The organism is Candidatus Erwinia haradaeae (assembly GCF_900698995.1).
Taxonomy (GTDB): Bacteria; Pseudomonadota; Gammaproteobacteria; order Enterobacterales; family Enterobacteriaceae; genus Erwinia_E; species Erwinia_E haradaeae_C.
On the sequence record NZ_LR217735.1, the window covers coordinates 454,775 to 470,486 of the forward strand.

Annotated in this window: 7 protein-coding genes; 3 read left to right on the forward strand and 4 right to left on the reverse strand. The window is 31.4% G+C overall.

Going from position 1 to position 15,712, the window contains the following annotated elements:
• The first annotated feature begins 115 nt into the window (after window positions 1–115).
• Window positions 116–1,243 carry a succinyl-diaminopimelate desuccinylase gene (gene dapE, locus ERCISPPA3004_RS01450; protein ID WP_157990677.1) on the forward strand — a complete coding sequence of 376 codons (1,128 nt, stop codon included), beginning with the start codon at window positions 116–118 and terminating at the stop codon, window positions 1,241–1,243.
• A gap of 777 nt (window positions 1,244–2,020) precedes the next feature.
• Here the strand turns inward: dapE and holA are convergent.
• The 3 genes from holA to leuS form a co-directional block, all read right to left on the reverse strand.
• A complete protein-coding gene (gene holA, locus ERCISPPA3004_RS01455) occupies window positions 2,021–3,058 on the reverse strand; it encodes a DNA polymerase III subunit delta (protein ID WP_157990358.1) in 1,038 nt (345 codons plus the stop codon).
• A 61-nt stretch (window positions 3,059–3,119) separates the two neighbouring features.
• A complete protein-coding gene (lptE, locus tag ERCISPPA3004_RS01460) occupies window positions 3,120–3,653 on the reverse strand; it encodes an LPS assembly lipoprotein LptE (protein ID WP_157990359.1) in 534 nt (177 codons plus the stop codon).
• Between the two features lie 14 nt (window positions 3,654–3,667).
• A complete protein-coding gene (gene leuS, locus ERCISPPA3004_RS01465) occupies window positions 3,668–6,250 on the reverse strand; it encodes a leucine--tRNA ligase (protein ID WP_157990360.1) in 2,583 nt (860 codons plus the stop codon).
• A 795-nt stretch (window positions 6,251–7,045) separates the two neighbouring features.
• Between leuS and ligA the strand changes: the two genes are divergently transcribed.
• Both ligA and lon read left to right on the forward strand, forming a co-directional pair.
• On the forward strand, window positions 7,046–8,809 hold the full coding sequence (ligA, locus tag ERCISPPA3004_RS01470) for an NAD-dependent DNA ligase LigA (RefSeq protein WP_157990361.1): 1,764 nt from the start codon (window positions 7,046–7,048) through the stop codon (window positions 8,807–8,809).
• 2,407 nt (window positions 8,810–11,216) lie between these two features.
• Window positions 11,217–13,565, forward strand: a complete 2,349-nt coding sequence (gene lon, locus ERCISPPA3004_RS01475) for an endopeptidase La (RefSeq protein ID WP_157990362.1) — start codon at window positions 11,217–11,219, stop codon at window positions 13,563–13,565.
• Window positions 13,566–13,863: 298 nt separating this feature from the next.
• Here lon and rpoD read toward each other — a convergent pair whose 3' ends face one another.
• On the reverse strand, window positions 13,864–15,702 hold the full coding sequence (rpoD, locus tag ERCISPPA3004_RS01480) for an RNA polymerase sigma factor RpoD (RefSeq protein WP_157990363.1): 1,839 nt from the start codon (window positions 15,700–15,702) through the stop codon (window positions 13,864–13,866).
• Between the last annotated feature and the right edge of the window lie 10 nt (window positions 15,703–15,712).

Sequence of the window (15,712 nt, forward strand, 5' to 3'; positions counted from 1 at the left end):
TATTTTATATGATGTAATATATCTTAAACTCCATTATGTGCATATAATTCCTTAATATGTCCAGATTTTAGATAAATTAACTAGTTAAGTTACTGTTTGGGGTATTTTATATATGATTAGTTGTCCAATTGTTGAGCTAACAAAACAATTGATTTCCTGTCCATCTATTAGTCCGGATGATGCTGGTTGTCAAGTCATTTTAATTTCTCGTCTCAAGAGGATAGGCTTTACAATTGAACCAATGAATATTGGGGATACAAAAAATTTTTGGGCATGGCGTGGTCATGGTAAAAGCTTAGTTTTCTCAGGTCATACTGATGTAGTACCAACTGGTGATCTAAAATATTGGATGTACCCTCCATTTGAGCTTACCATGCAGAATGGTATGTTATTTGGTCGTGGAGTTGCTGATATGAAAGGTGCCCTAGCAGCTATGATTATCGCGGCTGAACGTTTTTTAATGATATACCCAAGGCACAAAGGGCGGTTAGCATTTTTGATTACCTCAGATGAAGAAGGTAGTGGTAAGAATGGTACAATAAAGGTAGTTGAAAAATTAATAGCACGTCATGAAACTTTAGATTACTGTTTACTTGGGGAGCCAACTAGCATTCAGACAGTAGGTGATGTAATAAAAAATGGTCGTCGTGGATCAATTACTGCTAATCTTCATATACAAGGTCTCCAAGGGCATATTGCTTATCCACATCTTGCTGATAATCCAATACATCATGCTATCTCAATTCTTCACGAGTTACTTTTGACTCAATGGGATACAGGAAATGAATTTTTTTCACCAACTTGCATGCAAATTTCTAATATAAAGGCTGGAACTGGTGCAAGCAATATTATTCCAGGAGATTGTTTTATTAAATTAAATTTTCGATTTAGCCCGCAACTTACAGAAATATTAATTCAACAACGTGTTCAGGAATTGTGCAATCGACATGATTTTCATTATAATATTACATGGCAGAGTATTCGAAAACCATTTTTAACCATCAATGGTGATTTAATAGATGTAGTGGTTAAAACAATTGAACACTATACAAATTGTGCTCCAAAAATATTAACAACTGGTGGAACTTCTGATGGATATTTTTTTAAAAAAATTGGAGCCCAGGTTGTAGAGTTGGGGCTGGTAAATGCTACTATCCATCAAAGCAATGAATGTATTAGAGCATCAGACTTGCAAGTGTTAAGCAGAATGTATCAGCGTATCATGGAGAAGCTTATTATGTAATAAAGGTAATATGAGGATGTTAATAAAACAATATAGGTGGCTATAGCGATAATATTAATGATTGGTTTTTTTTATTATTCACAGAGACCTGACAAGGCTTAATCTAAAAAATATTAAAAGGACTAAATTTATATATTTATAGATCATTGTTAAGATTATGATTTTCTGAAGTAGTTAATTTTATAAAAATAAAATTTATATATTATATGAAGTTCTCATTATTCGCTAATTTTGATTAAAAATTGTTTTAGCGTATTCATGTTAATGATACTAGTGATACTAGTCTTCGTTTTGAGTATTGATATATATAAAAAATAGTGCAGGAAAGAAAAAAATAAAGTAATTAACTAAAATTATTGTGTGTATATTAATAATTAATTTTTTTAAATAATTTTTGAAACAGATTTGAAATACTTAAATATTTATAAATTCTCTTTATATTTGATCAATGTATATATTACAAATTTGTCTTATACGGATGAATTACATTTTTGTCCATAATGATTATATCATTTTTTTTAAAATACAAGGATTTATAAATTATTTTATCTCTTGTAAACAGATTATTTTAATGAGGGATCTGGATAAATATTGAGCGGTTTTGTTATTAACATTAATCTTAGCATCAGACCGAGTGTATATTTTTTTAAAGAGTAATTAATTTTGATTAATTTTTTATTTTTCGTAAACTGTATCTTAATTAGTAATAATTTTTTTTGTTATTGTTTATATTTTTTAGGTCACATCTGGTATAAATGACCACTTATTATTTAATAATTATAGTGAGTTTACGTCAATATTTAGTGGATAACGAAATCCACATAATATCATTGTTAACACTTCTATTTCTAACCATATTGCTTGATTAAAATTTTTTTTTAATTTTAGTTCTATTCTACTCATAAGATGAAATGCATATAGAAAATCTATATTGGAAAGACGTTTGACAGCAAGAGTTAAATAAGTACGGTGTTGTGGATATATTCGATGCTGATTTAATATAGTATGTAATGGAGTATTGTTTATTCTTCTTTTTATAATGAGAAGTAATATTAGATCACGCTGTAGCATACGTAGCAGAATCATTGGTTCAGTATTGTCTAAACTTATTTTATGCAGGATGTGGATGGCTCGTTTACCATCTCCTGCAAGAACAGAGTGTAACCAGTGAAATATAGTAAAATGTGCTGAATTATAAATAATTTTTTCAATATGTTTTTTAGTGATTAAAGTATTGGGCCATAATATTAAGGCTTGCTCTAGTACCTTTGATAATTCTAGTAAATTACCTTCATAAGCATAGCATAATAATTGTTGCACTTCATCATTTATTCTTAAATTTAAATTTTTTGCTCTAGATGATACCCAAAGAGATAACTTTTCTTGCTCTATTGTGTGACATGAAACTTCTAGTGCATCTATAGAGAGATTATTGTACCATATAGTATTTTTTTGTTTTTTAGAGAACGAGGAAGTTTGAAGTATTAGTAAGATATCACTGTGTATGAAGTTCGAAAGTTGTATTAGTTGTGTGTTTATAAAAGAATTAGGATCGCAATCTGGAAAAACAAGTAAAAATATTTGACGGGTCTTGAATAAACTAAATGATTGACAAATATTAAAAATATTTTGCCAATCTATACTATTATTTAATTCAATTTTTAGATAGGCTGTAAAGCCCTGTTTTTGAGCAGCCGCTCGAATAATATTTTTTGCTTCTTCCAATAAAAAAGGTTCCTTACCAATTAACATATAGCATGTTTTTAAGCTTTTAGCAAGTTGCGACTCAAGTTGTTCAGGATAAATTTTTTGCATCGATTGTAATTTTTCTGTGTTGATGATACTCAGTAGGCATCAAATAAACATTTTCTAATAATTAGCTATCATGTAATTTAATAGTAGTGTGATTTGCCGTATAGTAGGTTTTTAAAAATTGATGTATTAAGTTTTCTACTGCTTGCATTCTCATGTCACTAATAATAATACTTTGCTCTGTGTCTTTTGCCAAGGGGGCATATGGATGATCAAAAAATGAACGAGATACTGTTGATGTTATTGGATATATGCCTTTATGAGGTATAATCATCTGTATAAAAATAGTCATAGTAATTGAATATTCAGATGTTTTTCCATCTGAAAAAATAGACAGCGCATTACGACTAATCTCTTCTTTTTGTAATCGTATAGAGGATATTTTTATATTTTTTCTTTTTCTTTTAATCACATGTATATTATGTAGTTGAAGTGCTTCATGCAATGTCATAGCCAGAGGACCGTATGGATCTTCTGTGTCTAATACAAGTGTTTTCATTCCAAATGGTATTTCAATAGCGTGATATCGATGATATCCACATCCATTTGTACCCCATATAAAAATACCAAGAAATAAAGCAACCAGTAGTTTTTTCAAAGTACCTCTCTAATTTAAGTAAGTACAAAATTGAGTATTTTTCCTGGTACATAAATAATTTTTTTAATTTGAATGCCATGAAGATATTTTAGAACTATAGGATCTTGTTTGGCACGCTCTTGTATTTCTTTCTGTGTTAAGTTTTTTTCTAGTATAATCTTACTACGCATTTTACCATTAATCTGTATAACCACTACCTGGCTCTCTTCAATCGTGGCAATTTTATCCTCTTGAGGCCATGGCGCATAATCTATATCTTTTTTTTCTCCCAGAGCTTTCCATAAGATAAAGGTAATGTGAGGGGTAAAAGGGTGTAGCATGCGAACTATAGCGATAAGAGCTTCTTGCATTAATATGCGATCTGTTGCTGTTTTTTGTGGTGTGATTATCAGTTTTTTTGTTATTGCCATAATAGCAGAAATAGCTGTATTAAATGTTTGACGCTGTCCTATATCCCGAGATACTTTTCTAATTGTTTGATGCAAATGACGACGCAAGATTTTTTGTTCATAACAATATACCGGATGATCAAGCATCTGTGGAATGCCTAGCATAGTATGTTGCCAAACTAATTTCCATATCCGTTTTAAAAATCGTTGCATTCCTTCAACCCCTTTAATTTTCCATTCTAAGCTCATATCTACCGGTGCTGCAAACATAATAAATAATCGAATAGTATCAGCTCCGTAACGGTTTACCATTGTTGTTACGTTAATGCCGTTTTTTTTAGATTTTGACATTTTAATCATGCCAGCATAAACTAATTTTTTACCATCTGCATCTGTAGCGTGCAAGATTTTTCCGTTATGATCACGCTCAATGATAATATCACAAGATGATACCCAACGACGATCTCCTCGGTTACTGGTAAAATAAAAAGCATCAGATAGAACCATGCCTTGACACAAAAGACGCTTGACAGGCTCATTAGAATCTACTAGTCCTGCATCACGCAGAAGTTTATGAAAAAAACGGAAATAAAGAAGGTGCATAGTAGCATGTTCAATTCCTCCTATGTAGCAATCTACCGGTAACCAATAGTTAGCAGAGACGGGGTCTAACATTCCGTTTTGATAGTTAGCAGAAGTATAGCGCGCATAGTACCAAGAGGATTCCATAAAGGTATCAAAAGTATCAGTCTCACGAAAGGCTTTTTGGCCATTTACAATGGTTTTAGCCCATGTTTCATCAATTTTTATAGAATTAGCAATATAATTGGAGAAATTTTTTTTTGGTAAAAGAATTGGCAGTTGATTATTTGCAACGGGCAAAATCTCACCATCTTCTAGAGTAACCATTGGGATTGGCACGCCCCAATATCTTTGACGTGATACACTCCAATCTTTTAGGCGATAGTTTATTTTGCGCCTTCCTACGCCTTTTTGAGTTATGGCATGAACTATCATTATAATGGCTTCTTTATATGACAAACCATTAAATTCACCAGAATTAAATAACGTGCCTTTGTCTGTCATTGCACATTGAGTAAGATCGGGAATGCTATTATCAGTATATAGAATAACAGGTTTAATAGGTATATGATATTTTTGAGCAAACTCCCAGTCATTTTGACTATGACCTGGCACTCCCATAACAGCACCTGTTCCGTACTCCATTAGTACATAATTTGATATCCATACTGGTAGTGAGTCTCCCGTGAGAGGATGTTTTACCACCACTCTTGTCAGTATGCCGATCTGATCAATTTTTTTACTATCGGCTCTAGGTACTTTAGTTTTACAATATTTATTAATAAAGGTTGCTATAGATTGATCCTGCATAGCAGCTAAATTAGCTATTGAGTGATTTGGTGCTACGGCAATATATGTTACTCCCATTAAAGTATCTGCTCTCGTAGTATATATCTTGATTATTTCGATGCTATCTGCAATCTTAAAATCAATCTCTACCCCTTCAGAGCGCCCAATCCAATTTCTTTGCATAGTCTTAACATTTTCAGGCCACTCCTTTAAAGTATCAAGACTATTTAGTAATTCCTCCGCATAATTTGTGATTCTCATAAACCACTGTGGGATATTTTTATTTTCAACAATAGAATGACAGCGCCAACAACAACCATCAATAACTTGCTCATTAGCTAATACTGTCATATGGTGAGGGCACCAATTAACTGGTTCAGTTTTTTTATAAACTAAACCTTTTTTATAAAGTTGAATAAAAAACCATTGTTCCCAGCGGTAATAATCTGGCTGACAAGTAGTAATTTCACGACTCCAATCATAGCTTAATCCAAGTGATTTTAATTGATGCTTCATATGGTTAATGTTGGTATAAGTCCAAGATGATGGTAGTGCATTATTCTCCAGCGCTGCAGTTTCAGCTGGAAGCCCAAAAGCATCCCACCCAATTGGATGTAATACGTTTTTACCTAGCATACGATGATAACGTGATAAGACATCACCAATAGTATAATTTCGTACGTGCCCCATGTGTAAAGCGCCAGAAGGATAAGGAATCATAGAGAGACAGTAATATTTTTCTTTATTTTCAATCTCGGTTGCTTTAAATGTTTCTTGTTGATTCCAGTATTTTTGAACATAGGTCTCTATGTCTTGAGGGTTATATTGCTCTTTCATGGAGCTAGTGATCCTTTATGATAAAAATAATTGTTATTGCTCGATATAGATAATAGATCTTATTGACTCGAAAATTAGCGTGACTGATGTTTGTAAGTTCTTAAATTAAAATTTTAGTGCAAGCATGTCATTAGCAGATAAAGGTTATTTTAGGATATTAGAACTTAGTGGATATTTTTTATTGTTAGATAAATATTCATTATTCGTGTTAATATTTTTCTTTATGAGCTGTTTTATATTTTTTGCATCTTATTTGCAGTAATTTATTTAGTAAAATAAGATTTCCATATCAAAACTATCATTATTTTAAAAATTTATGATAGTATGACTAATTAATAAAATAATTCAAATACATTCAAATACCATTTAAATTATCTTTTTTCTGTCATCTGATTTTTAAAAAACAAAATAATATTATGTAATATTTAGTATCTGGCATGGACTAATAAGTTATAATTTTGTGTTTATAAAGCACAGAAATTAGATAACAGAGTAGTGATGTATGTTATAATATATTTATATAACTATTTAAGATTTTAGATAGGTAATATATTAGATAAGTAATATATAATATATATTATCATAATATGGTAGAATATTATTCTAGTATAGGTGATCATAATATCTTAATTAGGTTTGAAATAGTAGTTAGGTTATGACAATATAAAATATAAAATATAAAATATAAAATATAGCCTCTGCATGATAAATATTTATCAAATTGTATTATTAATATAAGTATTTTTTTTATTTTATTTCAATAATATGAATTGATACCTTTTAGGATGCTATTTTATGGAATCCGCACAAAAAACCATTGCTTATCTTAAAACTCTTCTCAGAAATTATCAATATCAATATTATGTGATAAATGAACCAGACATACCTGATGCAGAATATGATCGTCTGATGGAGAATCTTCGTCAATTAGAGACCGAAAATCCTAATCTTCTGACACAGGATTCCCCAACCCAATGTATAGGCGGATCTTGTTTAAGTAGCGTTTTTAAACAAGTTCATCATAAAATTCCGATGTTATCTCTAGATACTGTATCAGATGAGAGCAGTTTTCTCGCTTTCTATCAGCGGCTGAAAAAAAGATTAAACATTAGTAGTAACATTACATTATGTTGTGAGCTTAAGCTAGATGGTTTAGCAGTTAGCTTATTGTATCTCAATGGCAGGCTGGTTAGGGCGTCTACTCGCGGTGATGGACTGATTGGGGAAGATATTACTGCTAACGTTAGAACTATTAGTATTATTCCAAAACATCTCATAGGTAATAATATTCCAGATTATCTAGAGGTACGCGGAGAGGTATTTATGTCGCATGCAGGATTTAAAAAAATAAATCAGGCAGCCTATAGAGATGGACATAAAATCTTCTCCAATCCGCGTAATGCTGCTTCTGGTTCTTTGCGTCATTTAGATCCTTGTATTACAGCAAAACGTCCTCTAACCTTTATGTGTTATGGGTTGGGTTTTTCTAAAGGTAGAGCAATGCCATGTAGTCATATAGCTTGTTTGCAATATTTTAAGGTTTGGGGATTACCGGTGAGTAATTATATGCGCCTTTGTTACTCTTCTAGAGAAGTAATTAGATTTTATCATGATGCGGAAATAAATCGTCCATTTTTTGGTTTTGATATTGATGGGATAGTAATTAAGGTAGATAATTTGGAATTACAAAGAAAAATAGGTTCTTCTTCGCATGCTCCAAGATGGGCAATAGCTTTTAAGTTTTTAGCACAAGAAGTTATGACGAGAGTAAATAATGTAGAATTTCGAGTAGGTCGAACTGGAGTGATTACGCCGGTTGCACAATTAGAACCTATTCGAATCGCAGGAGTGCTTGTAAGTAGAGCAACCTTGCATAATATGCATGAAATTGATCGACTTGGATTAAAAATTGGAGATAACGTTGTCATTCGTAGGGCTGGTGATGTCATCCCGCAAATAATTAGTGTTGTAAAATCTGACATTGATGCTCATCCAATTTTAAAAAGTATTACTGTTCCAAAACAGTGCCCAGGATGTGGTTCTAAAATACAGTTTATATCAAGTGAATCAACTGTACGCTGTACAGGTGGTTTATCTTGTCCAGCGCAGCGTAAGAGTGCTATAAGGCATTTTGCTTCTCGTAAAGCATTAAATATTAATGGCATAGGTAAAAAAATAATTGATCAGTTAGTGGATAAAGAATATATAAATAATCCAGCTGATCTTTTTATGCTTACAATAGATCAACTTATCAGTTTAGAGGGTGTTGGACAAAAGTTAGCACAGAATATAATAGATGCATTGATTATCTCAAAAAAAACTACTTTTGCGCGTTTTATATACGCTTTAGGAATAAGCAAGATTGGATTAGTTGCAGCAGAAAATCTTGCATCTTATTTTGTTACATTAAATCTTCTTCTATCAGCTGATTTAAAGACATTAAGTTCAGCTCATGGTATTGGTCAAGCAGCTGCAAATCATTTAAAAGAGTTTTTTGATAACGCAAGTAATCGTGAGATCATTCGTGTTTTAGTAGTAGAAGTTGGGATTTACTGGTAGTAATTATATATTATATATAAAAAATACAGAAAAAGTAATAAAAAATTTTGCTATTAAACTATGATAATTAGCGTATTATTTGATGATTTTTAGAATATATTTCTTTATCGCGTAAGTGTATGCATAGCTACATTAAGTTATTTATTTTTTACAACCGTTTATCTCATTATTACTAGAAATATATCATAGGATCTTGGTATATAATTGATCAGTTTTTTAAAAAAATCTAAAAGATCAGAAAGCGATAAGTCTAGTTACATAGTATCTATTTTTTTATTTATAATATATAGATATTATATCTAACATCTACGATGGTGAAATCTTAATTGATTATTGCATATTAAAATAAAATTGATAGTTTATCAAAACTAGAATGCATGAAAATGCACTACATGCATATATATCTAAATTTATGCTTATTTATTAGAGATTAATCGATAAAGCTACAATATCATGCTTACTTGATGCTAAATATTGTCTTTAAAAATAAAATATAGTTTTAGTATATATTAAAAATAGATTAAATCATCAGGTTGTTCAAAAATGTTATATTTTTTCTGTATGCATGATACACGAAAATAATATGAAAAATATATATAGTGATTCACTGTGAATCTTCTAAACTTTTAATATTTTTTAGATTCTAATAAGAAGTTTTAATTCTTGATTTGGTAATTTAAAATAGGTTTCATTTATCATAATTTAGATTTTATTTTAAACTTAGAAGTATTATTTTGGTTTTTTTGTTTAACTTATGCCATTTTAAGAGATATGATATAAGTAAAATAAATGTGCATATAGTAATATTAACAATTCAAATCATCAAGGTGTTGATCTTAATATTTTTATATATTTATGAATATTATTCTTATTGTGATATCAAAAAATTAAGCAACTTCAGTCTAAATATTTTTAACGTGATTAACATATTGCATTAATAATTTTAATTTTAATGCAGTGTTATTCTGATTAATAAATATTAATAATCTTTATGAATTCTATTATGATAGTGATAGTCATATAGATAACTATCTATATAATAAGTTCTCATCAATATTCTAACAAAATTCTTCTTGTAGTGTATTAATGTGTATTAATGACATTTGATTTTTGCGTCATGTATTGTTTTATTTTAGATATGAGTATTACAGGGGGTTATTTAAGATTTAACAGTCCGCTGGTGATTTCAAACTAAAAAAATTATAACATAAACTATTAAAAATATAATGATATTGATAAAAATCATAGTATCTTGGCAAGAGGAATACTGTTTTATTTTCAATAAAACAGTATAATTTTTATAAAAAATTTAATATTTTTTTATAAAGCAATATAAAAGGATTAAATCTGATTTGCATCATTTTTAAAAATAACTTTAGATCAGTATAGATTGTTACTATATGAGTAACTTTGTTAGCTTTATGTTTTTTAAAAAACTTGCCTTATTTCACAAGTTATTATACGAAGCATAATGAAGCGGATAGACCTAAAAAATAATTTTTAAAAATTTTTATTTAATCCCTAAGGATTTAGATTTAATAGTCCCACATATTTTATGTAATACATAAACGTGCTATCTTTGATATATTTAAAGAGTAAATGCTGACTCTTTTTTCTAAAAGGTAGCACAGATTGTTTACATGTATAAAATGGAACTGCATTCCTTATTTAATATAGTTTGATAGGATGTAGTCGGTATTGAATACCATAAGCTAGTCGTTAATTTGATACAACAATCCATAAATAAACCCATGGAATCAAATTACTACTCAATATCTAACGATATGTCTAACTATATTTCTAACTATATTTCTAGCTATATTAAAGTAAAGTTTTTAATCTTGACTATAGTTGAATAGGTTTATAGCTTTTATTTTTTAGTAAAGAAAATAATAATTATAGATGTGATAGATGTATTTTCGCGTAATCTTTCTAAAAAATAAAATATTACTTTCAATTTTATTTTTGTAATTTATTTATATGATGTGTGTTATTGTAATCTATATTATGATATATAATAATAAAATGATTACTTGATAAAATATGGAATTATTCAATCAGATTATATTATACATAAATCGTATAGAAGAAAAATGATAGAAAGACATAGAATATACATAATATGTAATTAGATTTATATTACTAAAACTAAATAATTTCCTTAATTTATTTAGTTTATATAAGAATATAATTCTATAAACAATATCTGTATAATGAGTTGTCAATGAATTTTTTAATATCATATCTTTTATATAAAGATTATGATATGTATTTATTTTGATATAAATATTTATTTATATTATTTAGTTTTATTGTCTTACGTAATTTGCTATTTTATTTTACAATATTTATTAAAAATTATGAGGCCTAATTCACTTTGGCCAAAATGAAAATAAGAGAGAGCTTTATGAATCCTGAGTGTTCTGAATTCATCGAAATCCCTGTCTTACCGTTACGAGATGCAGTGGTTTATCCGCATATGGTTATCCCGTTATTTGTAGGACGTGAAAAAGCCATTTGTTGTATAGAAACTGCTATTAATCATGACAAAAAGATTATTCTCGTTGCTCAAAAAGAATCTGTAACGGATGAACCTAGCATTCAGGATCTTTTTTTGGTTGGAACCGTTTCCTCGATTTTACAGATACTAAAATTACCGGATGGCACTGTAAAAGTCTTAGTTGAAGGATTACAACGTGTTAAAATTACTACTTTATGTGATCATGGTGATTATTTTACAGCTAAAGCTAAGTATTTAGTATCTCCAGTAATGGAAGCGAAAGAGCAAGAAGCGCTAGTACGTTCCGCAATTGATCAATTTGCAGGGTATATAAAACTTAATAAAAAAATTCCACTTGAAGTGTTAACGTCACTTAATAATATTGATGATGCCGCGCGTCTTTCTGATACCGTGGCAGCTCATATGACATTAAAGCTTTCTGAAAAACAGTCTATTCTGGAGATGTCAGACGTTAGTAAACGTTTAGAATACTTGATGGCTCTGATGGAATCAGGGATGGAATTACTGCAAGTTGAAAAACGTATTCGTGCTCGTGTAAAAAAACAAATGGAAAAAAGTCAGCGAGAGTACTATTTAAATGAACAGATAAAGGCAATTCAAAAAGAATTAGGTGATATAGAGGATACACCTGATGAAAATGAAGCCTGGAGGCGCAAGATTGACCGAGCTAGAATGCCACAGGAAGCGCGAGAAAAAACCGAAGCTGAGTTAAACAAGTTAAAAATGATGTCACCTATGTCAGCAGAATCCACTGTTGTTCGTAGTTATATTGATTGGATGATACAAGTTCCATGGTATAATCGTAGCAAGATGAAAAAAGATTTACAAAAAGCACAAGAAACATTGGATACTGATCATTTTGGATTAACTGTTGTGAAAGACAGAATACTGGAGTATTTAGCTGTTCAGAGTCGAGCTAGTAAAATAAAAGGACCAATCCTTTGCTTAGTCGGTCCTCCAGGAGTAGGTAAAACTTCCTTGGGTCAGTCTGTTGCTAAAGCAACTGGAAGAAAATATGTGCGCATGGCATTAGGTGGGATGCGTGATGAAGCGGAGATTCGTGGCCATCGCCGTACTTATATTGGTTCTATGCCTGGAAAAATTATTCAAAAGATAACTAAAGCAGGAGTAAAAAATCCATTATTTTTACTAGATGAGATTGATAAAATGTCATCGGATATGCGTGGTGACCCATCTTCAGCTCTTCTTGAAGTACTAGATCCAGAACAAAATGTTGCTTTTAATGATCATTATCTAGAGGTTGATTATGACCTTTCGGATGTCATGTTTCTCGCAACCTCTAATTCAACGAATATCCCAGCAGCACTATTAGATCGAATGGAAGTGATTTGGTTATCTGGTTATACAGAAGATGAAAAACTTAATATTGCTAAACGGCATTTATTATCTAAGCAATTCGAGAGAAATGCATTAAAAAAAGATGAATTAATTATTGATGAAAGCGCACTGATTAGTATTATTCGGTACTATACACGTGAAGCTGGTGTAAGAAATTTAGAGAGAGAACTATCAAAATTATGTCGTAAGGCAGTTAAGACACTTCTTATAGATAAAACTATCAAGAAGATTGCAATTAACCCTGACAATTTAAAAGATTATCTTGGTGTCCAACGTTATGATTATACTCGTGTTGACTCTCATAATCGTGTAGGTCAGGTTACGGGGTTAGCATGGACTACATTTGGTGGTGGTGACCTGCTAACAATTGAAGCAGCTTGTGTACCTGGTAAAGGAAAGCTTACTTACACAGGATCATTGGGTGAAGTTATGCAAGAGTCGATTCAAGCTGCATTAACAGTAGTTCGCGCTCGGGCATCAAAATTAGGTATTAAAAATGATTTTTATGAAACAAAAGATATTCATGTGCATGTTCCAACTGGAGCAACGCCTAAAGATGGTCCTAGCGCAGGTATTGCAATGTGTACGTCGCTTGTTTCATGTCTAACTGGTAATCCAGTGCGTTCTGATGTTGCTATGACCGGTGAGATTACTTTACGCGGTCAAGTATTACCTATTGGCGGCTTAAAAGACAAACTATTAGCTGCCCGTCGTGGTGGCATTACAACCGTTTTAATTCCAGAGGAAAATAAACGCGATCTGGAGGATATTCCAGATAATATTGTTTCCAATTTAGCCATTCATCCTGTCACATGTATTGAAGAAGTACTAGATTTATCACTTCAGTTTAAAATACCTATTCCTTTATCTATATAATATATATATGGTATATTTCTATTTAACTATATCTTGTTGACAACTTTATATTTTACAACGCAGTTATAAATTATATCTTCACTTAGTACATAAGTCTATCAGGAATGATTCTGATCTTTTTTGAGGGACTAGAATTAGGATTTTTTTCTTTATCCTGACTCTAGTCTCTTTATAAGCTTATTAAGCATGCTAAATCAAATCATATATAAAACGTGAGTCATTTTAGAACTATATATGCACTTGTGATTCTAGATGATATCAACATATGATATATACTGGTGATTAAAATACCGTAAATCTAGTCGTCTAAAAAACTTTTTAAAACTTCTGATCGACTTGGATGACGTAACTTACGTAATGCTTTTGCTTCAATTTGACGAATACGTTCTCGAGTTACGTCAAATTGTTTTCCAACTTCTTCTAATGTGTGATCAGTATTCATATCGATCCCAAAACGCATGCGTAAAACTTTTGCTTCACGTGCAGTCAGTCCTTCTAGTACATCATATGTTGCAGCACGCAGACTCTCAGAAGTTGCGGAGTCCAGAGGAAGCTCTAACGCAGTATCTTCAATGAAATCACCAAGGTGTGAGTCTTCATCATCTCCAACCGGTGTTTCCATAGATATTGGTTCTTTAGCAATTTTCATTACTTTTCGAATTTTATCTTCAGGTATAAGCATTCGCTCAGCTAACTCTTCCGGTGTTGGTTCGCGACCTATTTCTTGTAGCATCTGTCGTGAAATACGGTTTAATTTATTAATGGTTTCAATCATGTGCACTGGAATACGAATTGTACGTGCCTGATCTGCGATAGATCTGGTAATCGCTTGGCGAATCCACCAAGTAGCATAGGTTGAAAATTTATAACCGCGACGATATTCAAATTTGTCCACTGCTTTCATTAAACCAATATTACCCTCTTGAATTAGATCTAAAAATTGCAGACCACGATTAGTGTATTTTTTAGCGATAGAAATTACTAACCTTAAATTCGCTTCCACCATCTCCTTTTTAGCTCGTCGTGCTTTTAATTCACCAATAGACATTCGACGGTTAATATCTTTTACTTGCTCAATAGTTAAGCCAGTTTCCTGTTCAATTTCTTGAAGTTTTTTAAGGCTATATACTACGTCATTTGAAACGTCTTTGAGTTTTTCTGACCATCGTTTATTCATGGTTATTGCAGTTTGTAGCCAATTATCATTGGTTTCATTACCGGTAAATAGAGTAATAAAGCTTTTTTTAGGCATTTTACACCATTCTACACATAGCTTCATAATAAGACGTTCTTGTGTTCGGACACGTTCCATCATGATACGCATGCTATTTACTAGTAATTCAAATTGCTTTGGAACCAGTCGAAACTGTTTAAATACATCAGAGAGATTTTTTATTTCTTCAAGAGCATTAATATGACTACGGCTCCTAGATTTAATCACAGTACGAGTTATTTCATATTGATTTCTCAAAGCACTAAATTTTTCATGTGCTAATTCAGCATCAATGTTATGCTCATCATCTGACGTTTCATCATTAGAGTCATCATCTTCGTTCTCGCTGACCGCTTCTAAAGGAAGATCCGTGCCAATATGAGTGATAGTAGGTGGTATATCTATCTCTGCATTGGGGTCAACAAACCCAGTAATTAAATCAGAGAGACGGGCTTCGTCTAATTGAACTTTTTCATACTGTTCTAAAAGGTATGTAATTGCTTCTGGGTATTCAGCAACAGAACATTGCACTTGATTAATGCCATCTTCAATTCGTTTAGCAATGTCAATCTCACCTTCACGTGTTAACAGTTCAACTGTGCCCATTTCACGCATGTACATACGCACTGGATCAGTTGTACGTCCAATTTCAGACTCTACACTAGATAGAACTTGAGCGGCTGCTTCCACGGCATCTTCATCAGTATCATTGCTGTTTTCGTTTAGTATTAATTCATCGGCATCAGGTGCTTCTTCTACAACCTGAATGCCCATGTTGTTAATCATTTGAATGATATCTTCAAGCTGATCGGAATCTACAATATCATCGGGAAGATGATCATTGATCTCAGAATAGGTTAGATATCCTTGCTCTTTACCACGTGTAACAAGTAATTTAAGCTGAGACTGTGGGTTTTGCTCCATAAGGCTGTAT

Bases quoted from the DNA above. Each gene is read 5' to 3' on its own strand.
- holA (WP_157990358.1), bottom strand. From the start codon at position 3,058: ATGCAAAAAATTTATCCTGAACAACTTGAGTCGCAACTTGCTAAAAGC.
- leuS (WP_157990360.1), bottom strand. From the start codon at position 6,250: ATGAAAGAGCAATATAACCCTCAAGACATAGAGACCTATGTTCAAAAA.
- ligA (WP_157990361.1), top strand. From the start codon at position 7,046: ATGGAATCCGCACAAAAAACCATTGCTTATCTTAAAACTCTTCTCAGA.
- lon (WP_157990362.1), top strand. From the start codon at position 11,217: ATGAATCCTGAGTGTTCTGAATTCATCGAAATCCCTGTCTTACCGTTA.
- rpoD (WP_157990363.1), bottom strand. From the start codon at position 15,702: ATGGAGCAAAACCCACAGTCTCAGCTTAAATTACTTGTTACACGTGGT.